Origin of the sequence: Protofrankia sp. BMG5.30 (assembly GCF_001983005.1) — a bacterium.
Taxonomy (GTDB): domain Bacteria; phylum Actinomycetota; class Actinomycetes; order Frankiales; family Frankiaceae; genus Protofrankia; species Protofrankia coriariae.
Map to the genome: position 1 here is coordinate 24,297 of NZ_MOME01000048.1, position 21,962 is coordinate 46,258.

Here is a 21,962-nt window from a genome sequence, read left to right on the forward strand (position 1 = left end):
GTTGCGTCCCCGGGTGTCCGGCGCGCCGTGGTGTTGCCCGCGGCGGCGTCCCGCCGGAACGGATGTTCACCGGCAGCGATGTTCACCCGCAGCGATATCCACACTGTGGACAACCGTTGGGGATGAATGACACCGGTGGAAGTTCCGCCCGTTAGGCGGCGCGGGCCGCCCGGTGGCCAACCGGATCCTCGGCCGGATCCGCCCGGCGGACACCCGTTGGCACGGACACCCGCCGGCGCGGACGCCCGCGCGGACGCGAATCCACCGAAGGTCGACGGATCCGCGGAAGGTCGAGGATTCCCCGGAGAAAGGCCTGCTGGCGAAGGCCTAGCGCCACTGGGTGGAGACGCCGAGGCCGACCACGACGAAACCGAAGCCGATGAGGATGTTCCAGGCGCCGAGGCTGCCCATCCCGGGGATGTCGCCGTTGGAGAAGTAGTAGACGAGCAGCCAGGCGATCCCGATCAGGAAGAGCGCAAGGATCAGCGCGCCCATCCAGGGGGGCGACGGTGGCTTGCGCTTGCGCAACTGGGTGGTCTGGGGTGGTGCGCTGGTCGACTTCTTCTTGCGACGCCGGGAAACGGGCACTTCAGAGCTCCTCGGTGCACTGTATGATCTCCGTGGGCGAAGTGTCACCCGCGCCGCCGGTTGGGCCGGATGGCCGCGCGGGTGCGGATCGCCCGTTTCACAGKGTAGACATCCACTGCGCCGGGATGCGCCGGGGCACCCGAAGGGGCGAAAGTGGATGCTCCTGATCGTGCGTGCTCACCTGCAGGAGTCGGGATCCGGGACGGTCCGACCGCTTCGGAGGCTTCGGCACCGCGGGTGTTCCAGGTGATCGGGGCGGTGTCCGGCGGGCTCCCTGGCCCTGGCCCCGGGCCCGGCGTGGTGGTTCACAGCCGGCTCGTTCGCGCCGCGTCCACGCCGGCGCCGGGGGAGGCACGGGCGCCTCGTCCGGCGCGGACGACGAGTCCCGGTGACGAAACGTGGCAATATCGTCGATACGTTGTGGGCTGCTGCCGTGGATACGGCGGTGGATACCGTCGTGGACGCCGCTGTGGCGGCCACGGGAGCCGCGCGTGCCGGTGATCGGAGAAATCGCGCCTCCCGGGAGCTGTTTCCCTGTCGTTTCCTTGCCAGAATGACGCCCAACCGCAGTCCGACAAGGAAGGTGTCCGCGATGCCTGGTGGATCGACAACCGAGCGGGAGACCGGCACGCTCGAGACCGTCACCTATGCTGACCGGCCGTGGCAGTCGTCGTACGCTGACGGCGTCCCCGCCGAGGTCGAKATCTCTGATATCACGCTGGGTCAGATGTTCGAGAACGCTGCCGCGGAGTTTCCCTCGAACCCGGCGATCTCCTTCTTCGGGACGACGCTGACCTATAGCCAGCTTCGCGAGTATGTTGACGCGTTCGCCRGTGGCCTGGCGAAGCTCGGTGTCGCCGCCGGTGACCGGGTGGCRCTCATTCTGCCGAACTGTCCGCAACACGTGATTGCCTTCTATGCCGTGCTGCGGCTGGGCGCGGTCGTGGCCGAGGCCAACCCGCTCTACACCGAGGCCGAGCTGACCCACCAGCTCTCCGACTGTGGAGCCGAGTACGTGGTGTGTCTGGACCGCGCCTACGCGGTGGTGGAGGCGGCCCGCCGCTCCGGCCGGACCAGGGTTCGCGAGGTGATTTCCACGTCGATTCCCGACTTTCTGCCGAGAAAAGACCAGTTGCTGCTACGACTGCCCATTCCACCGGCCCGCCGGAAGCGTGCCGAAATCGTGACGGAGCTGCCCGCCGGCGCCCGCGCCCACGCTTTCCTCGACGTGTACCGGGGCGGCCGGGCCGCGCCGGTGCGGACGTCGGTGCCGGTGGCCACGTCCGATGTCGCGATCCTGCTCTACACCACGGGGACGACCGGTCCGGCCAAAGGCGCGATGCTGACCCATCGTAATCTTGTCGCCAATGCTGTGCAGTGCCGGGCATGGTTCGCCGACGCGCAGGTCGGGCGGGAGGCCGTCCTCGCGGTCCTGCCGATGTTCCACGCGTACGGGCTGACATTGTGCATGACGGTGGGAATGCTGATCGGCGGGCATGTCGTGCTCGTACCGAAATTCGACGTGACCCTGGTACTCGACGCCATCGCCAGGCACCGTCCGACCATTTTCCCGGGCGTGCCACCGATCTACCGGGCGCTGCTGGACGATCCCCGGTCGAAGAACGTCGACCTGACCTCGATCCGAGGGTGCATTTCCGGCGCGATGAAGCTGCCCGGTGAGCTGCAGCGGCAGTGGGAGGGCGCGACCGGTACCCCGGTCGTCGAGGGCTACGGCATGACCGAGGCGTCCCCGGTGACCCATGCCGGTCCGTTGCGCGGCCAGCTTCGCCCCGGCTGGATCGGCCTGCCCTTCCCGTCCACCGAAGCGAAGATCGTCGACCTGGAGGACAACACGCGGGAAGTGCCGGTGGGGGAGCCCGGAGAACTGCTCATCCGTGGCCCGCAGGTGTTCGCCGGGTACTGGGGGAACCCGGAGGCCACCAGGACCGTGCTGAGCGACGACGGATGGCTGTCCACCGGTGACGTCGCCCGGATGGACACCGCCGGCTGGTTCGAGATCGTCGACCGGAAGAAGGAGCTCATCATCGCGGGCGGGTTCAACATCTCGCCCAACGAGATCGAGGATGTGCTCGCCGGGATTCCCGAGGTTGCCGARACCGCGGTGATCGGTATCCCGGACGCGTACCGTGGCGAAACGGTGAAGGCATTCCTGGTGCTGCGGCCCGGTACGTCGCTTACCGTCGACGATGTGCGGGCGTACTGTTCCGAACGGCTCTCCGCCTACAAGGTCCCGAAGATCATTGAGTTCCGGACGGAGTCACTACCGAAGATCGGGATCGGCAAGGTGCTGCGCCGCGCGCTGCGTGACGAGGAGCGGGCAAAGGCCCAGCGGCAGGCCGCCGCTGACGAGCAGGCTGCCACCGACGAGCCGGCCGCCACCGACGGCAACTGACCTACGGCAACTGACCGACGGTGGCCGCCCCGGGCGCTCACGGGCCGGTCACCGCCACATCCCGCGCCAGGATCCACCGGATCCCGCGGCGGATTCGGTGGTAAGAGGAGAATCATGCGAATCCTGGTGGTCGACAACTACGACTCGTTCGTGTTCAACCTGGTGCAGTACCTGGGCCAGCTTGGAGYGGACAGCGTCGTCCGCCGCAACGACGAGGTCGACGTCGACGAGCTGACCGCTCTCGGCGTCGCCGGGGTGCTGGTGTCACCCGGCCCGGGCACGCCGGAGGCGGCCGGGGTCAGCGTGCCGATGATCCGGGCGTGCGCGGCGGCCGGCATCCCCATGCTCGGGGTGTGCCTGGGGCATCAGGCCCTCGGGGTCGCCTTCGGCGCGACGGTCGGCCGGGCACCCGAGTTGCTGCACGGCAAGACGTCCGTGGTGCGCCACCGCGGGGTCGGGGTGCTTGCGGACCTGCCGTCGCCGTTCATCGGAACCCGTTACCACTCGCTCGCCGTGGACCGGGCGACTCTCCCGGCGGAGATCGAGGTCACCGCCTGGACCGACAGCGGTGTGGTGATGGCGATGCGACACCGGACCCTCCCGCTGGAGGGCGTCCAGTTCCACCCGGAGTCAGTGCTTACGCAGGGTGGTCATCTGCTGTTGGCCCGCTGGCTGTCGGTCTGCGGGGACGACGCCGCGCTGTCGGCCGCGCCGACGCTGTCGGCCGAGGTCGAGACCCTCCGCCAGGCGGCTTTCGCCTGACGGAGGGATCAGAGCCGGCAGGGGCCCCGTCAGCCGAGCAGGCCGCCGAGGCCGCCGCCGGTTGAACTCGGGCTCGGCGACGGTGTCTTGCTCGGAGTCGCGGTGGCGCTCGGTGACGGTGTGGGCGTCTGGGTGTTGATGGCCTGCTGCTGGGCGACGTAGAGCGTCACGGTCGATCCGCGGGCCGCCGAGCCGCCGCCGGGGCTCTGGGAGACGACGGTGCCCGTCGGCTTGCTGCTCGCGACGGCCTGCTGGACGACCCTGAAGCCGTAGCGCTCCAGTTCGATCTTGGCAGGGTCGACGGGCTGGTCCGTCACGTTCGGGACGGTCGCCTGCGTGCTCACCACATAGATGATCACCTGTTCGCCGGGGGCTATCGACGTCCCCGCCGCCGGGTCGCTGGACTCGACCAGCCCGGCTCGGCGGGTCGTCGCGTCGGTGAAGGCGGAGGTCTTCACCGTCAGCCCGGCCTCCTTCAGCTTGGCGGTGGCCGCGGCCTGGGTCAGCCCGGCCACGTCCGGAACGGCGAGGTCACCCGGCCCCTTCGAGATGCTGAGGGTGATCGGCGCGCTCTTCGAGGCGGCGGTGCCCGGGGCCGGGTCGACCTCGACCACCAGATCCTTCGGCTCGTTGTTCTCGACGACCTTTGAGACGATGTTGGTGAAGCCGGCGGAGCTCAGGCTGTTCTTGGCCGTCTCGAACTTCTGCCCGATGAGGTTCGTCGGGATCGTCGCGGTGTCGGCGGTGGTGTTGCCGCCGTTCCCGCCCCCGCCGCCGAGCATGTTGGTCGCGATCATGGTGACGACGACGAACACCGCCACCACGGACAGGCCGGCGAGAATGTACTTCCAGGCGTCCGAACGTCTTTTCTCCGGCAGCGGCCCGCTGTCGCCTCCCCCGGGGCCGCCGAAGCCGGCCCGGTCGTAACCGCCCGTCCCGTAGCCGCCGGTCCGGTCGTAGGCGCCGGTGCGGCCGTAGGGGTCGTCCGGGCCGTCGTCGTAGGGGCCGCGGCCGCGGGAGATCATGTGTGTCCCCGCGGTGACCGCGGGTGAGGCACCCAGCCGGGTGGTGAGCTGGTCGCTGTCGAGCTGGGGGGCGTAGATGGGCCGGCCGGCCAGGGCCCGCTCGAGGTCGTCCCGCATCAGCCCGGCGGTGGAGTAGCGGTGGTCGGGATCCTTCTCCATCGCCTTGAACACGATCGCGTCGGCGTTGGGYGTGATGGCGCGGTCGTGGCTGGACGGCGGCTGCGGATTCTCCCGCACGTGCTGGTAGGCGACGGCCACCGGTGAGTCGCCACGGAACGGCGGCTGCCCGGTCAGCAGCTCGTAGAACAGCACACCCGTCGAGTAGACGTCGCTGCGCGCGTCCACCCGGACGCCGCGGGCCTGTTCCGGCGACAGGTACTGGGCGGTGCCGATCACCGCGGCGGTCTGCGTCATGTTGGACGTGGTCGCGGTGGTCGCCCGGGCGATGCCGAAGTCCATCACCTTGACCGAGCCGTCCTGGCACAGCATGACGTTGGCGGGCTTGATGTCCCGGTGGATGATCCCCATCCGGTGGCTGTAGTCCAGGGCCGCGCACACGTCGGAGGTGATCTCCATGGCCCGGCGTTCGCTGAACCGGCCCTCCTGCTGGAGCACGTCCCGCAGGGTGCGGCCTTCCACGTACTCCATCACGATGTACGGGACGGTCGTGCCGTTGATCAGATCCTCGCCGGTGTCGTAGACCGAAACGATCGCCGGGTGGTTCAGGGCGGCCGAGGACTGCGCCTCGCGGCGGAAGCGGGCCAGGAAGGTCGGGTCCCGGGCGAGGTCGGCCCGCAGCGCCTTGACCGCGACCTCGCGGCCGAGGCGGACGTCCCGGCCGCGGTAGACCTCGGCCATGCCGCCGTACCCGAGGACCTCGCCCAGCTCGTAGCGCCCGCCCACCAGGCGAGGTTCGGTTCCGAACGCCTCAGTCACGACTGCCACCCGTGCTCGCCTTTCCGCTTCCCGGGCCGGTACCCGCGGACGCTTCCCGGACATCTGGCCCGGTTGCGGTCGTATGGCCGCCCAGGCCGCCGGTGATCCGGATGCCGTCCGTGACACCGTCGGTCCCGGTCGTACTGTCACCGGTGACGATGCCATCTTCGGATCCGGGTCCGTGCACCGCCCGGGTCAGGGCCGGCGCGCCTTCGGATGATCCACTGGATCCGGCGATCGACCGGGTGACCAGCGCGGTGATCGCAACTGTGGCGATCAGTAGTGCTATCAGTACTGGAAGTGATAGCCGTCGCCTGCCCGCGGACRCCGGGCCCCCCGCGGCCCGGCCACGGAGGCGTCGTCGCCGGGCCCCCCGCGCGTCCGACGGCGGCAGCGTGGAGGTCGGGCGGTTGCCGGGCGGCTGGAGCCGGGCGACGTTCGTCGGCCGGATGTCCGGCCGGCTCGCGGTGTCGTAGCCCGTGTTGTAGCTGGCGTCATAGCCACCGGCCTCGTAGCCGGTCTCATAACCGGTGTCGTAGCCGGCACCGGAGCTCGCACCGGCATGGCCGGCCTCCCGGTGCCCGGGGGGTGGGTAGCCGTCCGCCGGGTATCGGCCGCCGGACGTGGGCGGCCGGGGCGGGGTGCCCCAGGCACCCGGGGGCGTGCCCGCCGACGTCCCCGGCGGTTCCTGGCCAGGCTGACGGCCGTCGTGGGCGGCGCCGGCGTCCCAGGACGGCCGGGCGTCCCGATACGGCCGGTTCTCCTCGGGGAAGCTGTCGTCCCGGGTGTGCCGGCGGGTCCAGGACGGTGGCCGATCCCCGTCGGTCCCCGCCCCGCCCGTGCCCGGCCCGGGTGCTCCCGTCGGTCCGGGCCACCGCCCGGTGGAATCCCCGGCGGGGTCCGACCGGGGTGCGGCCGCCGGCCCGCCGGCCCGGCGGGTCATGTCCGCGTTCCACAGGTTGCGACGGATCGTGGCGGCGGTGCGGGCGAACGAGCCGGCCGACGACGGCCGCTGGGCCGGGTCCTTGGCCATCGCCGCCTGGACGAGGTTGCGCACCGGCTCGGGGACGTCGGGCGGCAGCGGCGGGGGGTCGTCCTGCTGGTGCGCCATCACGACCACGATCGGGTTGCGGTCGTCGAAGGGCCGCCGGCCGGCCAGGCACTCGTAGGCCACCACACCGAGGGAGTACACGTCGCTGGCCGGGGTCACCGTCCGGCCGGAGGCCTGCTCGGGGGAGACGTAGTAGGCGGTACCCATCATGATCCCGGTGGCGGTCAGCGGCGCGGCGTCCACCGCGCGCGCGATCCCGAAGTCGGTGACCTTGATCGCGCCGTCGGTTCGCAGCAGCAGGTTGCCGGGTTTGACGTCCCGGTGCACGACGCCCAGGGTGTGCGCGGCCTGCAGGGCGTCGGCGGCCTGCCCGAGCACGTCCAGGGTCTTCTCCGGGGACAGGCGCTTCTCCCGGTGCAGCAACGCCGACAGGGGCTCGCCCTCGACCAGCTCCATTACCAGATAGGCGGTCGGACGATCACCATCGGTGACGACCTCGCCGTAGTCGTAGACGGACGCCACACCCGGATGCGACACCCGGGCGGCGTGCCGGGCCTCGCCGCGGAAGCGGACCAGGAACAGCTCGTCGCTGGCGTACTCCGGGCGCAGCAGCTTCACGGCGACGGGACGCCCGAGGGTGCGGTCGAGGCCCCGCCACACCTCGCCCATCCCGCCGGTGGCGATACGTCCCTCGAGGAGGTAGCGGCCGTCGAGGACGATGCCCTTTGGCGAGGCGCCGAACGGCTGCGCGGTGGCCGGTGACGAGGCGGGCCCGCCGGGCGGCACGGCCGGCCCGCCCTGCGCCGCAACGCCCGGTCCCGGGGGAATCCGCGCTGCCGGAACGCCTGATCCCGGCAGACCCGGGCCCGGCCCCGGGACGCCTGGCGACGGTGGGCCGGTCACTGTCGAACGTCCAATGCGGCCTTCATGACCTGCTGGGCCACGGGCGCGGCTACCGCGCCGCCGGTGCCGAGCTCCCCGCCGCCGTCCTCGACCACGACCGCGACGGCCACGCTCGGGTTGGCGGCGGGCGCGAAGCCGATGAACCAGGCGTGCGGGGGCTCGTTGTCACCGTGTTCGGCGGTGCCGGTCTTGCCGGCGACGGCGACACCGGGGATCCGCGCCTTGCTACCGGTGCCGTTGCTGACCACGCTCTGCATCATCGTGTTCAGGTCGGCTGCGACGTCCGGGCTCACGGGGCGTTTGTAGACCTCCGGCTCGGTGCGGCTGATCGCCTTGAGGTCCGGGCCAAGCAGCTCGGAGACGATGTACGGCCGCATCATCACCCCGTTGTTGCCGATGGCGGCGGCGACCTGGGCCATCTGCAGCGGAGTGACCCGGTCGTCGAACTGCCCGATGGCGGACTGCGCGGTCTGCGCCCCGTCGAGCTGCTGGGGCGGGTACACGCTGGGCACCAATGGCAGGGGGAAGTCGGGGATGGTGGAGTTGAAACCGAACGCCTCGGCCTGGGCGCGCAGGGTGTCGTCGGTGAGATCCATGCCGAGCTGGGCGAACGCCGTGTTGCAGGAGATCGTCAGGGCGTGGATGAGGGTGTCTGTCTGGCCGTCCCCGCAGCGTTCGTTGTCGAAGTTCGGCAGCATGGTCCTGCTCTGCGGCAGGGGGAGCGTGTCGGGCGCGGCGATACGTTCCTCAAGCTGACGGCCGGCGTTGAGCGCGGCTGCCGCGGTGATCACCTTGAAGGTGGAGCCGGGCGGATAGGTCTCCTGGGTCGCGCGGTTGAGCAGAGGCTTGTCCGGGTCGGTGTTGAGCGCCTGGGCAGCTTTGCCGGYCGCGGCCTCGTCGTGGCTGGCCAACGGTGTCGGGTCGTATGTCGGACTGGTCACCATCGCAAGGATCTCGCCGGTCTTCGGGTCGAGCGCCACGACCGCCCCCTTACGGTTGCCGAGCGCGGTGGTCGCGATTTGTTGGATCCGGGGTACCAGCGTGGTGACGATACTGCCACCCMGTTGTTTGCGTCCGGTCACCAGGTCGGAAACCTTGGAAACGAACAGGCGGTCGTCCTCTCCGGAGAGGAAGTCGTTCTGGGAGCGCTCCAGGCCCGCGGAAGTGTACAGGCCGTAGTAGCCGGCGACGGCGGAATACAGCTTCCCGGCCGGGTACTGCCGCTGGTACTTGTACTCGTCATCGGACGGCACCGAGCTCGCGATCGCCTGCCCGCCGGCCACGCCGATCCAGCCGCGCTCCCGCTCGAGCCGTTCGGTGATCTGACGGGCGTTGTTCGGCTCGTGACGCAGTTCGCCAGCCTGCTTCGCCTGCAGCCAGTTGGCGTTGACCAGCAGGGCGGTGAACAGCACCAGGCAGGCGACGGCGACCTTGCGGATGGGTGCGTTCACGTCGTCCGCACCGCCTGGGTGGGGCTGTCGGCGACGGCGTTCGGGTCGAACAGCGGCGCGGCCGGGGTGGCCGGGCCGGGCCTGCGGTAGGAGTCACTGATCCGCAGCAGCAGCGCGATGATGGCCGCGTTCGAGACGATCGAAGAGCCTCCGTAGGAGATGAAGGGCAGGGTCAGACCGGTCAGCGGGATGAGCCGCATGACACCGCCGACCTGCACGAACACCTGGAGGGCGAACGAGGCGGCAAGGCCGGTCGCGAGCATCTTGCCGAACGGGTCACGGGCGCCGAGCGCGGCCCGCAGGCCGCGGGTGACGACCAGTCCGTAGATGACGAGGATAGCCATGATTCCGGCGAGGCCGAGTTCCTCACCGATACTCGCGACGATGAAGTCGGTGTTGGCGAAGGGGACCCGCTGCGGGCTGCCCTGCCCGAGCCCGGTGCCGGTGATCCCGCCGGCGGCGAACCCGAACAGGCCCTGCACCAGCTGGAACGAGGTGCTGGTGGGATTGTCACCGTCGAACGCGTGTAACCAGYCGTCCACCCGGACCTGGACGTGCCCGAACAACTGGTAGGAGATGACCGCGCCGAGCGAGAACAGGCCGAGCCCGATGAGCGCCCAGGACGCCCGTTCGGTCGCGACGTAGAGGATCACCAGGAACATGCCGAAGAAGAGCAGGGACGAGCCGAGGTCCTTCTCGACGACGAGGACGCCGAGGCTCGCGAGCCAGGCGACGAGCACCGGGCCGAGGTCCCGGGCGCGCGGGAAGTGGATCCCGAGGAAGGAGCGGGAGACCACGGAGAGGACCTCGCGTTTGTTCACCAGGTAGCCGGCGAAGAAGATCATTAAAATGATTTTCGAGATCTCGCTGGGCTGGAAGGTGAACGGCCCGACCCGCAGCCACAGCCGGGCGCCGTTGATGGTCGCGCCGAACACCGGCATCGCGGGCAGCACCAGGAAGACCAGGCCGACCAGCCCCGCCGTGTAGGCGTAGCGCGACAGCGTCTTGTGGTCCCGGATGACCGCCAGCACCAGCACGAAGACGACGAGCGCGAGCAGCGTCCACACCATCTGTAACGGTGCGACGCCGGCTGGTACCTTCCTGCCGGCTTTCTCGGCGGCATCCATCTTGGCCAGGTCCAGCCGGTAGATCATGACGAGGCCGAGGCCGTTGAGGGCCGCGACCAGCGGCAGCAGTATCGGGTCGGCGGCCGGCGCGAACCGGCGCACGGCCAGGTGGGCCATCCCCCACAGCGCGCTGAAGCCCAGGCCGTAGACGAACACCGAAGCGGTGATCTTTCCGTCGACGGCGAGCACGACAGCCGCCAGGGCGGCGGTGGCGAGCAGGCCGGCGAACAACAGCAGGGAGAGTTCTCGCCGACGGTACGGCGGCAGATGGACACCGGCCGGTACCGGGAACCGGGCGAAGGTTCCCGTGAGATCGACCGCCTTGCCRCGAAGCGGAGGGAGAACAGTCATCCTGTCGGCGTCATCCAGATGTCGGGACCGACGGGGCCGCTGGGATGGACGGGACGCAGTTCGGGCCCGGGGCGGTGGCACAGAGCGCCGGGGCGGTGGTGGCAACGCCCAGGGGGCCCTGAGCGTCTCCGGTGTTCTTCTCCCCGTCGGTGCCCGCCTGCGCCGTGGCGGTCACCGTCAGCGGCGTCGGTGCCGCCGTGGATGCCGCGGAGTCGGCCGGGTGCGTGACGGCGAACTGCGTCCGCAGCCGCTCGACATAGTCGCGGATCTCGGTGAGGCTGCTGGCCGAGTAGCCGTCCTCCACCTGCAGGCGCCCGTCGTCGTTGAGCTCGTTCAGCGGTAGGGAGCGCTCCTTGAGCCGGTGCAGGGAGAAGCCGGCGATACTCCCCTCGACACCCTCGAAGATCGCTACCTGTTTGTCGTCGACCCCGACGTAGTAGCGGCTGTGCAGGTAGAACCAGCCCCAGACGGTCGCGATGGTCAGGACGATCACCGTGCACAGGATGATGAACGCCGGCCGGGGCGGCGGCCGGCGGGCGAGCGGCGGCGAATCCTCGTCCACCACGCTGTCGGAACCCTCGGCGCGCGGCGTGGTGGGGCTGTGCCGGCCGATCCGCGCGCCCCTGGCGGCCGGGGAGTCCTGGTCGCCGTACCGGGGATTCGGCCCGGTACGGGCGGCCAAGGCTCCCGGCACGGTCTGCTTCTCCGCGGCGGCGCCGGCCACGAGCGGGCGGCCGTCGTCATCGGCGTCGTCCTCGACGATGTCRGCGACGACAACGGTGATGTTGTCCGGCCCGCCGCCCTTGAGAGCGAGTTCGACCAGCCGGTCGACGGCCTCCTGAGGCGTCGGTAGCAGCAGCGCTTCACGGATGGTGATTTCCGTCACAACACCGGACAGTCCGTCGGTGCACAGCAGATAGCGGTCGTCCGGGATCGCCTCYCGGACGGACAGGTCCGGCTCGACGTCGCGGCCGTCGAGCGCACGCATCAGTAACGACCGTTGGGGATGCGTGTCCGCCTGCTCGGCCGTGATCCGCCCCTGGTCGACAAGATCCTGCACCAGTGTGTGATCATGGGTCACCTGGTTGAGCACCTGGTGCCGCAGCAGGTACGCCCGGGAGTCGCCGACGTGCAGCACACCAAGATGGTTCCCCGCGAGCAACAGGGCGGTGACCGTGGTGCMCATACCCTCCAGCGACCCGTCCTTGACGGACATCTCACGCAGCTGGTTGTTGGCCTGGTGCACCGATTCGGTCAGCACCTCCAGGACCGCACCGCTGGCGACGTCGTCGTCCAGCGTGGCCAGCTGGGAGATCACGGTGGAGGAGGCGACCTCCCCGGCCGCGTGACCGCCCATACCGTCGGCCACGGCCAGTAGCCGAGCGCCCGCGTAGGCGGAATCTTCGTTGCCTTCTCGRACGTGGCCGACGTCCGAGCGAACGGCGTAGTGAAGCCTAAGGCTCACCGGTGAAGCTCCAGGACGGTTTTCCCGATCCTGACCGGCGCGCCGAGAGGAACCGGCATGGGACTGGTCACTTTCGTGCGGTCGAGGTAAGTACCGTTGGTCGAGCCCAGATCTTCGACGAACCACTGGCCGTCGTGGGGGACGAGTCTTGCATGTCTCGCGGATGCGAAGTCGTCCTCCAGCACCAGAGTCGAGTCCTGCGCACGTCCGATGGTGACAGGCGTCGGTCCGAGCGGAAGAATCGTCCCCGCGAGATGCCCCTTCGTGACGACCAGCTTGCTTGGTGTGCGCGCCCGCCGATTGGGAGACGCGTTCTGCGGCCCAGCGGGTGGCGGTGCCGGGTGCGCCGGCGCCGGTTGGGCGGGCGTTGGGCGGCCCAGCCCCTGGACGCTCTGCCGCTGACGCTTCGTCGGCCCGAACATGTCCGCGCGCACCGCACGGACAGCAGCCAGCACGAACAGCCACAACAGCGCCAGGAAGCTGATTTTCACGACCAGGAGGACCAGGTCGCTGGGTCCGGATCCGCTCACGGCGTCCTACCAGGCGCGCTCGTCCGGATCCGCTGCTCCCGGCCCGGCGGGACGGTCGCCGTGGGGATCCCGCTCCGGTGGACGCCGGCCCTCCCCAGGGGGGACCCGGCCCGGACGCTGAGTCTCCTGCTCGTACAGGTCGGCGTCGTCCGGCCGCACCGGCGCGGCACCGCGCCGTGGGTCACCCTGCCGTGGGTCACCCTGCCGTGGGTCACCCTGCCGTGGGTCGCCGTAGCCGGGCTGGCCGCCGTAGCCGGGCTGGCCGCCGTAGCCGGGCTGGCCGCCACGACCGGGCGCACCCGCGGCAGGCGTGCCCGGTGGCGTACCCGGGCCGTAGCCGCTCGGCGGAGTACCGGGAGGCCGGCCGCCGAGCTGGTCGTACGGGTTGCCGCCACGATACTGGCCCTCCCTCTCCCCGTACGGATCRTCGTAGCGGGAACCGCCACCATACGGATCCCCCGGTCGACCTCCCGCGGGCTGACCTCTGCCCGGGCGTCCACCGCCCTGGTACGGCGGTTCCGCGGGAGGGGCCGGATAGCCGCCAGGGGGGCCACCTCTACGCGGGTCGTCACGATACGGATCGTCACGATACGGACCCGCCGGCGCGGGCGGGTAGCCGCCGGGCGGACCGCCACGCCGCGGCTCGCCCCGATAGGGATCGCCACCACGGTATGGGTCGCCCCGATAGGGATCCGCCGGCGGGGGCGAAGGCGGGTAGCCGCCAGGGGAGCCGGGAGGGACGCCCTGGCGCGGATCACCGCGGCGGGGCTCGGCAGGCCGGCCCCGCGGGTCACCAGGTGGAGCCGGCGGCACCGGGACGGGAGGGTACGCGCCCGCCGGACCCGGCGGCGCGCCTGCGGGAGCCTGCGCGCCCGCCGGGACACGCCCGGCGGCCCGGCCCCTGTCAGCGCCCCGTTGATCGTCCCGCCGGAAGGCCAGGATCGTCGCGCCCAGTTCGATCTGGTCACCGTTGACGAGCTTCACCTGACTGGCGGCCCGGCCGTTGACGATGCTCCCGTTGGTCGAACCATGATCGATATAGACGAACTGCCCGTCGGGCATCCGACGCACCTCGCCGTGCCGGCGGGACACCCCGGTGTCATTGAGACGGATATCACATTCGACGCTGCGTCCAATGACCGTGACCTCGATGTCCAGCGGGTACTCGCGCTCCTCCCCGCTGCCCCGGCCATCAGGCCCCGGTTTGGTCGAGACGACAAGCCGAGGCGCCCCCGGCGGCATCGGCCGCGACCGCCCCGCCGCACGCCTGCCAGCCACCGCGCCGGGATCCGCCGCGGCAACACTGCTACGGATACGGAACACCCCGACATCCAGGTCGTCAGCCTCGGCCAGCCGTACCCCCACYGGCCCCACGAACGTGTACCGCTGCTCGGCGGCATGCTCCCGAACCATCTCGGCCAGCTCGTCACAAAGCGCTCGCGTATAAGGAGCAAGCCGGGCGAAGTCGCTGGTGGCAAGCTCGACCGCGAACTCGTTCGGGACGAGCACCCGGTTCGCGCTGTTGGCGCGCCGGTCATCGGTCTCACGAGCCAACGCGCTTGCGATCTCGACCGGCTCGACACCGCCCTTGAAGACCTTGGCGAACGCGCCCTCGACGAGGCCGCCCAGGCGACGCTCAAAGCGCTGTAGCACGCCCATCTCGGCCTCCCCTCCTCCCCCGGCCTGCTACCGGCACTGAGATCGTATGCTTCCGGTTGAGCGCCGCCCACGGCTCGGGCGGTGTGGATCGCGTGATAGCGTGATAGTCGCACTCGGGCGAGTGGCGGAATGGYAGACGCGCACGGTTCAGGTCCGTGTGTCCTGACGGACGTGGGGGTTCAACTCCCCCCTCGCCCACGAGCTGGCTCGTGCTGGTCGCCCCCCTGCGGGGGGCTTCCCCGGGGGCCGGGATGTCTGCCGGGGGGGYCGAGCCCCCCGGCACCCCCCACGGTTTTATGGTTGGGGTGGCTTGCTGTCCTTTGGGCAGCTTCGCTTTGCTTGGGGGTTGAGCCTAGCCAAGTGATCTTCGTACGCTATGGCATGAGCTGAGTGTTTATGTCTGCGTTCGGGGCAGTGACTGGCTTCGCTGCCTCTCCGTAATTTTATCCTGTCGGTATGTTACGACCAGGGTGTGCTCGTGCCCACTGGTTGGTGCCCGGCGAGCGTGGTCCCATCGAGCCGGATCGTGATCCTGCGGGGGGCTGTGGGTAGTGGCGCGGATGGTTCGGGTGCCGTTCGCCGCGTGGCGGGTGACGGCGAACGGCGCCCGAACCGGGTCAGGTCGCGCTGTCCGGCTGGTCCGTGCCGGGTGGGCGGTGAACAGCATGGCGAGGTGATGAGCGCGGTCGCCGCGCCGTCTTGCCCGGGCCGTGCGGATGCTGGTCGATGCGGTGGCTGGCGGGGGCGGTCCGGGTGGGCTGGTCGGCGGGCGGGGGCTGTTGGTGCGGGGGTGCGCCGGCGGGCGTGACCGACGGAAGCAGCGCAGTATTCCCGCGTTACGATCAGCATCGTGGGTCGGTTGGACGGCTGGACGCTGTCGCCACCGACCCGGCCGAGTTCATCGCCGCACCCCGTGCCCCTGCGCCGGTGGGCGGCTTGCCCTCGGCCTGCCAGCTACCCAGCAGCCGCAGCGCGCCTTCGGATGGCGAGTCCGGCTCGGCGAAGTACACGATCAGCACGTGGTGCTCTTCGCCGGTGGAACGAAGGGTCTCCCACGACAGGTCGAGGGGACCGACGAGCGGGTGGTTCAGCCGGAGGGTGCCATGGGTCTTGTCCCGCACCACGTAGCGGCTCCAGCGGCGGCGGAAGTCCTCGCTCTTGACCGACAGCTCGCCCACGAGCGCGGCCAGGTCGGGATCGTCGGGGTCGCGGCCGGCCTGGTAGCGAAGGTAGGCGACGAGGTCGTCGGCCTTCTGTTCCCAGTCGTCGTACAGGTCGCGCCACGTCTCGTCGAGGTAGACGAGCCTTGCCTTGACGCGCCGCTCGGGCGGGRGCCGGGGGAAGTCGGCGAAGACGGCGCACGCCAATGGGTTCCAGGCCAGCACCTCGGTGTGCGGGCCGACAATATAGGCGGGGCTGCCGCCGAACGAGTCGAGCATCTGCCGCAGCGCGGGTCGGACGCCTCGAGCGGCTCGCGGCGGATGTGGCCGCGCCGGCGCCGGCCGAGCGAGATGGAAGAGGTGGTCGCGCTCGGAGCCGTCCAGGCGCAGCGCGCGGGCCACCGCGTCGAGCACGACATGGGAGATCGCACCTGTGCGCCCCTGCTCGAGCTGGATGTAGTAGTCGACGCTGACGCCGGCCAGCAACGCGAGCTCCTCGCGGCGAAGTCCCGGCACCCGCCGATGCCCGAGGCCCCCGGGCAGCCCGACGTCCTGCGGGCGTAGCTGCGCGCGACGCGAGCGCAGGTACGCCCCCAGCTCCGAGCGGCGGTCCATGTCCGCATTGTGTTTCATCCACCCGCCATCCAGCCTGGGGTTACCGGCCCCAGGATCGTCCGCCCTGGGGCCGACAGCGCTTTGGCCCGCGCTCCGGGCCGGGCACACGATGCCGCCATGACGCTCTCGACGCTTCCCCTCGGCACCACCAGCCTGCGCATCAGCCGCGTCGGTTTCGGCGCCTGGGCGATCTCCGGTGGCGACTGGAGCTTCGCCTGGGGACCGCAGGACGACGCCGACTCGATCGCCGCGATCCACCGCGCCGTCGACGCCGGCCTGACATGGATCGACACCGCTGCGGCATACGGCAACGGGCACTCCGAAGACGTCGTCGGCCGGGCGCTGCGCACGCTGCCGGCCGCCGACCGGCCCGCGGTCTTCACCAAGTGCGGTCTCATCCGCGACGGCGACGGCCCGGACGCGCCGATCCGCAGGGTCATGCGGCCGGACAGCGTGCGGCACGAGATGGAGGGCTCACTGCGGCGGCTGGGCGTGGAGGCGATCGATCTCTACCAGGTGCACTGGCCCGGGGACGGGCAGCCGCTCGGAGGTGTGGGTGCCGCGGCCGGCGATCCCGACCAGCCGGGCGGCACGCCGCTCGAGGAGTACTGGGCCCTGATGGCGCAGCTCAAGGCCGAGGGCAAGGTCCGCGCGATCGGGCTGTCCAACCACACAGCCGATCTGCTGGAGCGCGCCGAGCGGGTGGCCCATGTCGACGTGATCCAGCCGCTGTTCTCCGCGATCCACCGGGGGGCGGTTCCCGAGCTGGCCTGGGCCGCGGCGCACGGCACCGGCGTCATCGTCTACTCGCCGATGGCCTCGGGCCTGCTCACCGGCGCGTTCAGCGCCGCGCGCGTCGCGGCGCTGCCCGACAACGACTGGCGCGCTCGGCACCCGGACTTCACCGCGGCCCTGGYCGCCAACCTCGAGGTCGCTGCCGCCCTGGCCGCCGTCGCCGAGGCGCGCGGGATCACCACCAGCGCCGCGGCGATCGCCTGGACGCTGAGCTGGCCCGGGGTGACCGCCGCGATCGTCGGCGCGCGCCGCCCTACGCAGATCGCCGACTGGGCCGGCGCGGCGGACCTGACGCTCGACGACGACGAGCTTGCGACCGTCGCCGCCGCGATCGAGCGCTCGGGCGTCGGCGAAGGCCCCAGCCGGCCGCTGTTGACCATCCGTCCCTGAAAGGTCTGTTCATGTATACCGTCGCGGTTGCGTTCGACGTCCCCGCCGAACGCAACCGCGAGTTCATCGACGCAGCGTTGCTGGATGGCCGGACGTCGCTCGCGGCCAAGYCCGCCACGGCCGAGCCCGCCACGGCCGAGCCCGCCACCCTGCGGTTCGCAGCTCGTCCGGAACCCCGATCAGCCCGACCGATTTGCCTGAACGAGGGCTACGCCCACGAGGCAGCCTTCGGCGCCCACCGCGCCGGCGAGCCGTCCGCCGCGTTCTTCGCGCCATCCGCGACTTCGCCGACGGGCCGACGTGGCTCATCAGGGGCACGCGGGTGGCTGACCCCGACGCCCCGGCCGGCGGCACTTACGATCATCGCCGACTTCCATGCCGGGCCCGGTCCGGCCGACGAGTCTGTGGGTGGTGAGCACATCCCGGGACGGCTGGCCGTCGTAGCCGCCGTCCAGGTGTATGACGGCGCCCGGGGCAGGCCAGCGACCTGCTGTTCCATCCGGGTGAGGGCGGATTCGAGCAGGGGGCGTCATGCCCCCGGCACTCCCCACGGTTTTATGGTTGGGGTGGGTTGCCGCCTTTTGGGAAGCTTCGCTGGGCTGGTTGGGCTGGTTGGGCTGGTTTACTGTCTTTTGTGTTGTTTTGCTGGGGCTGTGATGTCTGGCCCGGATGGCGAGCTCACCGAAAATCCTAGGGGCGACGGCTCTGACAACATCATTAGCGTTTCTGTCGGGTTCTGGCTTCGCTGAGGGTGTGAGGTCTGCCGGGGTGGGGATGGTGTCGGCGGGCGGGGCCGTGACGTCGAAAACAGGGTGGAAGCGATGTCATCGCTTCGTTCGCACACTCTTCGGATGTCCGTCTCCGGGATGATCCGGCTGTCCGCGGCCCGCGGGAGCGGCTGGTTGGTCGGTGACCGGCGCAGACGGTTCACGTCGAGACGGCTGTGGATGATTCCGTCACAGAGTGTCCCGTGGTCCCGACGGTGCTTGTCGGGGGCCGAGGGCAGGCCGACCAGGTCGTGTACCGGACCGTCCGCGCACAGCACAGCACGGCATCGGCGAGCTCGAACAGTACGTCGCTCCGCCGGGTCGGGCAGCGGCAGGGGGCTCCCCTCGGAGTCGACCCACCACATTCGGGTATTCGACCGCGGGGACATTGTGGGCCGAGCTGTCGCGCCGCGACCTTCTATTTGATCATGATTTCCTTGGCGGGAAGGAATGATCAACGGGAGGTTGTTTTATGCCATGGTGACACGCCGGGGCATCCCGGATCACCATCACCTATCACGAAGTGTGACCGGAAGAGGTTAAGCGACAAGCTGAAGGTGTGAGCCCGATAGCCCAGCGTGCCGGTTGTCGCGGCGCTGACTAGCGTGAGAGGAGTGGCACCTTCTGGAACGGTCGATTTACGGAAGCTGCTGACGGCGGTGGAACGCGCCGCGCCCGCCGACGCGRTGCACGCGGTGGCGGGTGAGCTGACCCGGATGATCGGCGCGTTTGGGGTGTCCTTCCTGATCGCGGACTATGCGGGCGGTTGCCTGGCGCGGTTTCCCGATGGTGACGGGACGGGCGGAAATACGATGGAACGGGTGCCGACGGATGGCACCGTCCACGGGTGGGTGTTGCGGACACAGCGGGTGCGGGTGTGCCGATCCTCGGCCCGGACGAGTGTGTATGTGCCGGTTACGGCCCGCGGCGAGGCGATCGGGGTGCTCGAGGCACACCTGCCTGCCGGTGCCACCGAGGATRCTGTCGAGACCGTCGCCAGCACGGGGCATGCCCTGGCCTACATCGTGATCACGAATCGGCGGTACACGGATCTGTTCGAGTGGGGCCAGCGTTCCGTCCCGCTCGGGCTGGCGGCGGAGATCCAACGACGGTTGCTGCCGGAGTCGTTCACCTGTGAGGGTGCGCAGGCGACGGTGGCCGGCTGGGTGGAGCCCGCGGGATCCGTGGCAGGGGACACCTTCGACTACAGCTTCGGGCGTTCCCAGCTGTATGTGTCACTCACCGACGCGATGGGACACGAGCTGGCGGCGGCGCTGCTGGCGACCTTGCTGGTGGGTAGCCTGCGCAACGTCCGCCGTGGTGGCGGGGATCTCGCAGAGCAGGTCGTGCGGGCGAACACGATGATGGCGGYGCACATTCGGCCCGACCAGTTCGTCACCGGTCTGCTGCTGCAGGTCGATCTGTCCACCGGGGCCGTCAGCGTGGTGAACGCCGGGCATGTGCCGTTCTACCGTCTGCGGGACGGCGTTGTGGAGACGGTGTCCTTTCCGGCGGATCCGCCGTTCGGCATGTTCGCGGAGACTCGTTACCGTACGCACAGCCTTCGGCTGCGGCCCGGTGATCGGCTGGTGCTGGTCACCGACGGTATCGTGGAGCGTAACGCCGCACGGGTCGATCTGCCCGTGGTGCTGGTCGAGACGCGGGGTCTGCATCCACGGGAACTCGTCCAGGACCTCACCGGCAGGGTCGTGCGAGCCGTGAAGGGCAGGCTGGCCGACGACGCGTCGGTCTTCTGTCTGGACTGGTACGGCGGCGGCGAACGTATGCGGAACGTCTCCAGCGGCGCGGACGCCAGCCGTGCGTCCGCCGCGATCTGAGGGGCCGTTTCAGCTCTGAGGGGCCGTTTCAGCATGGCGCGGGGGCCTGGGCACGGGCGGCGRCAGCGCCCCCTCCTCGCGATCGAGTTCGTTCTCCAGCAGCCGGAGGCTGCTGTCAGGCAGGTTCCCGGTGTCCCGCCAGAGCAGCAGTTCGTCCCGCTCCGCCTCGATCATGGTTCGGCGGACGTGACCGAACACGGCGCTGGTGCTCTCGGCCGCGGGGTTGGCCGTGGTGTCCACAGCCAGCRCCGCGAGGATGTCCTCGCTCCGTCTCCTGCGGATGTCCGCGATGTTCCGCAGTCGTTCGACGATGTCCTCGGGGACCGACTCGCGGTTCTGGAGTGACTCGAGCGCCCGCAGCCCCGCGTCCGCCGCCGCGATCCGTGCCCGTGCGCGCAGGCGCTGGTCCTCGCCCAGGTCGGGTCGTAGCCCCAGCCACCGCAGCAGCGGTCCGAAGGTGAGTCCCTGACCGACGAGTGTGACCAGCACCGTGACGTACGCGCAGAACAGCAGCAGGTCGTGGTGCGGGAAGGGGGCGCTGCCGGCGGACGGCGGCAGGGCGAAGACGGCGGCGAGGGAGATCACCCCGCGCATGCCCGTCCAGGACAGAGCGGTCAGTTCACGGCCGTTGAGGTTCGGGTGCGGCGAGAGGATCCGCAGCCGCACGGGCAGCAGGGTGGGCAGCAGCAGCCACAGGGGGCGTAGCAGCACGATCGAGGCGATCGTGACCGTCGTCGCGGCGACCACCGTGCTGACCGGATACTTCTGGATGTTGTGGAGGACGGCAGGTAGCTGCTGGCCGATGAGGAGGAAGACGAATCCCTCCAGCAGGAGGTCGACGAGGTGCCAGACGGCCACGGCGTGCAGGCGCGCGGGCCCGGACTGCAGCCGCCGTGACCGGTGGCCCAGGACCAGGCCCGCGACCACCACGGCGAGGACACCGGAGCTGTGGAAGGCCTCCGCCGGCAGGTAGGCCAGGAACGGGGTTGCCAGCGAAAGAGTGGTCTCCACCACCGGTTCCTCCAGCCGGCGACGGACCAGGCCGACGATCCAGGCGACGGCGAGGCCGAATGCGATACCCCCGGCGAGGGCCAGGACGAACCGTCCCAGCACGGACGGCACGTCGAAACCCCCGCCGACCAGGGCGGCCACCGCCACTGTGTACACGGTCAGAGCCGTCGCGTCGTTGAGGAGGCTCTCCCCTTCGATCACGGTACGCAGCCGTTCGGGCAGACCCAGCCGCCGTCCGATGGACAGTGCCGAGACGGGGTCCATCGGAGCCAGCGCGGCGCCGAGAGCGCAGGCGGCCGCGAATGACAGACCGGGCACGACCGCTGCCAGCAGGTAGCCCGTGAGCAGAGCGGTCGCTATGATCATCAGGACGGACAGTGAGATCACGGTCCGGAGGTTCGCGCGGATCCCTGTCAGGCTCGAGTTCAGCGCCGCGGAGTACAGCAGCGGCGGCAGGACCAGGACGAGGACGACCTCGGAGTCCAGCGCGATGTTCGGACCGGGTAGTACGGCGTACAGGATGCTGACGGCGACGAGCAGGACCGGCGCCGGCAGGCCGACCCTCCGCGCGACCAGGGCCGCAAGAATGATCATTCCCGCGCCCAGCAGCCCGTAGGCGACGTCGACCAGCACTGTCCACTCCACCCTCCGGCATCCGCCGTGTGCGTCGCCTACCTGGACGTCCGGATGAATTCGTCACGGTCCGTATGAGATCGACGAGTTCGGGATCGGCGTAGGCCCGCTCGCCGGCCGTCCGGCACGGCGCGTGTCCCTGGTTACGAGGCGGACGAGACGGATCGCGGGTCCGTCTCGCGGAAGGAATTCCCCTGGAGGCGGGTGGAGGACAGCCGGTGGCCCACCAACGCCGACTACGTTTCGCGATCGGTCACACCGTTCACGAGCCAGAGCTCCACGTCGCAGGCACGCCACAGAYTGAAGTGGGGGATCTCCTGGGCGGGATCGGGAAAATCCGGTCGACGGGAGAGAAGCCGGGCCCGTTGTACGGAGATACCCAGCCTCTGAGCGATGTCCCCGGTCGTCCACAGTTGTTTGTCGCCCATTCCACCACCGTACGGCAGTACCAATGCCGCTAAGATAAGATCCGCCCGGTGATCATTATCGTTG

At 70.2% G+C, this 21,962-nt stretch carries 15 protein-coding genes and 1 tRNA gene; 5 read left to right on the forward strand and 11 right to left on the reverse strand.

The genetic code is table 11. The features are described 5' to 3' along the window. Positions 1–327: 327 nt before the first annotated feature. Complete coding sequence (locus BL254_RS21425; protein WP_047223838.1) at positions 328–588, reverse strand: cell division protein CrgA; 261 nt, start codon at positions 586–588, stop codon at positions 328–330. Between the two features lie 592 nt (positions 589–1,180). Between BL254_RS21425 and BL254_RS21430 the strand changes: the two genes are divergently transcribed. Together BL254_RS21430 and BL254_RS21435 are read left to right on the forward strand one after the other, a co-directional pair. Beyond that, on the forward strand, positions 1,181–3,001 hold the full coding sequence (locus tag BL254_RS21430) for an AMP-binding protein (protein ID WP_076844811.1): 1,821 nt from the start codon (positions 1,181–1,183) through the stop codon (positions 2,999–3,001). A gap of 114 nt (positions 3,002–3,115) precedes the next feature. Then, the gene (locus tag BL254_RS21435; protein WP_076844813.1) at positions 3,116–3,763 is read left to right on the forward strand and encodes an aminodeoxychorismate/anthranilate synthase component II; all 648 of its coding nucleotides are present in this window, start codon (positions 3,116–3,118) and stop codon (positions 3,761–3,763) included. A 29-nt stretch (positions 3,764–3,792) separates the two neighbouring features. On the opposite strand, the gene pknB is transcribed toward BL254_RS21435, so the two are convergent. From pknB to BL254_RS21470, 7 genes are all read right to left on the reverse strand, one after another. After that, positions 3,793–5,733, reverse strand: coding sequence for a Stk1 family PASTA domain-containing Ser/Thr kinase (pknB, locus tag BL254_RS21440; protein ID WP_076844815.1), 1,941 nt, complete (start codon positions 5,731–5,733; stop codon positions 3,793–3,795). After that, complete coding sequence (locus BL254_RS21445) at positions 5,717–7,561, reverse strand: serine/threonine-protein kinase (RefSeq protein ID WP_076844817.1); 1,845 nt, start codon at positions 7,559–7,561, stop codon at positions 5,717–5,719. The genes pknB and BL254_RS21445 overlap by 17 nt, the downstream gene beginning before the upstream one ends. A gap of 113 nt (positions 7,562–7,674) precedes the next feature. Continuing rightward, positions 7,675–9,129: a penicillin-binding protein 2 gene (locus BL254_RS21450; protein WP_076844819.1), complete on the reverse strand. Its 1,455-nt coding sequence runs from the start codon at positions 9,127–9,129 to the stop codon at positions 7,675–7,677. Beyond that, entirely contained in the window at positions 9,126–10,607 is a 1,482-nt protein-coding gene (locus BL254_RS21455) for an FtsW/RodA/SpoVE family cell cycle protein (protein WP_076844821.1), read from the reverse strand. Before BL254_RS21455 ends, BL254_RS21450 begins: the two co-directional genes overlap by 4 nt. Positions 10,608–10,617: 10 nt before the next feature. Further along, entirely contained in the window at positions 10,618–12,072 is a 1,455-nt protein-coding gene (locus tag BL254_RS21460) for a PP2C family serine/threonine-protein phosphatase (protein WP_076844822.1), read from the reverse strand. Beyond that, entirely contained in the window at positions 12,069–12,602 is a 534-nt protein-coding gene (locus BL254_RS21465; RefSeq protein ID WP_047223845.1) for an FHA domain-containing protein, read from the reverse strand. Before BL254_RS21465 ends, BL254_RS21460 begins: the two co-directional genes overlap by 4 nt. A gap of 6 nt (positions 12,603–12,608) precedes the next feature. Then, positions 12,609–14,261 carry an FhaA domain-containing protein gene (locus BL254_RS21470; protein ID WP_076844825.1) on the reverse strand — a complete coding sequence of 551 codons (1,653 nt, stop codon included), beginning with the start codon at positions 14,259–14,261 and terminating at the stop codon, positions 12,609–12,611. 115 nt (positions 14,262–14,376) lie between these two features. Here BL254_RS21470 and BL254_RS21475 point away from each other — a divergent pair. Further along, positions 14,377–14,459 (forward strand) — tRNA-Leu (locus BL254_RS21475). A 644-nt stretch (positions 14,460–15,103) separates the two neighbouring features. Here BL254_RS21475 and BL254_RS21480 read toward each other — a convergent pair. Continuing rightward, positions 15,104–16,054 carry a helix-turn-helix transcriptional regulator gene (locus BL254_RS21480; protein ID WP_083731292.1) on the reverse strand — a complete coding sequence of 317 codons (951 nt, stop codon included), beginning with the start codon at positions 16,052–16,054 and terminating at the stop codon, positions 15,104–15,106. 99 nt (positions 16,055–16,153) lie between these two features. On the opposite strand from BL254_RS21480, the gene BL254_RS21485 reads away from it, so the two are divergent. Both BL254_RS21485 and BL254_RS21490 read left to right on the forward strand, forming a co-directional pair. Beyond that, positions 16,154–17,221 carry an aldo/keto reductase gene (locus BL254_RS21485; RefSeq protein ID WP_076844829.1) on the forward strand — a complete coding sequence of 356 codons (1,068 nt, stop codon included), beginning with the start codon at positions 16,154–16,156 and terminating at the stop codon, positions 17,219–17,221. 1,426 nt (positions 17,222–18,647) lie between these two features. Beyond that, on the forward strand, positions 18,648–19,826 hold the full coding sequence (locus BL254_RS21490; RefSeq protein WP_083731293.1) for a PP2C family protein-serine/threonine phosphatase: 1,179 nt from the start codon (positions 18,648–18,650) through the stop codon (positions 19,824–19,826). Positions 19,827–19,835: 9 nt separating this feature from the next. Here BL254_RS21490 and BL254_RS21495 read toward each other — a convergent pair whose 3' ends face one another. Together BL254_RS21495 and BL254_RS27910 are read right to left on the reverse strand one after the other, a co-directional pair. Then, positions 19,836–21,431 carry a Na+/H+ antiporter gene (locus BL254_RS21495; protein ID WP_371391137.1) on the reverse strand — a complete coding sequence of 532 codons (1,596 nt, stop codon included), beginning with the start codon at positions 21,429–21,431 and terminating at the stop codon, positions 19,836–19,838. 275 nt (positions 21,432–21,706) lie between these two features. Beyond that, a partial coding sequence (locus tag BL254_RS27910; RefSeq protein ID WP_371391134.1) for a hypothetical protein occupies positions 21,707–21,962 on the reverse strand: 256 nt, incomplete at its 5' end.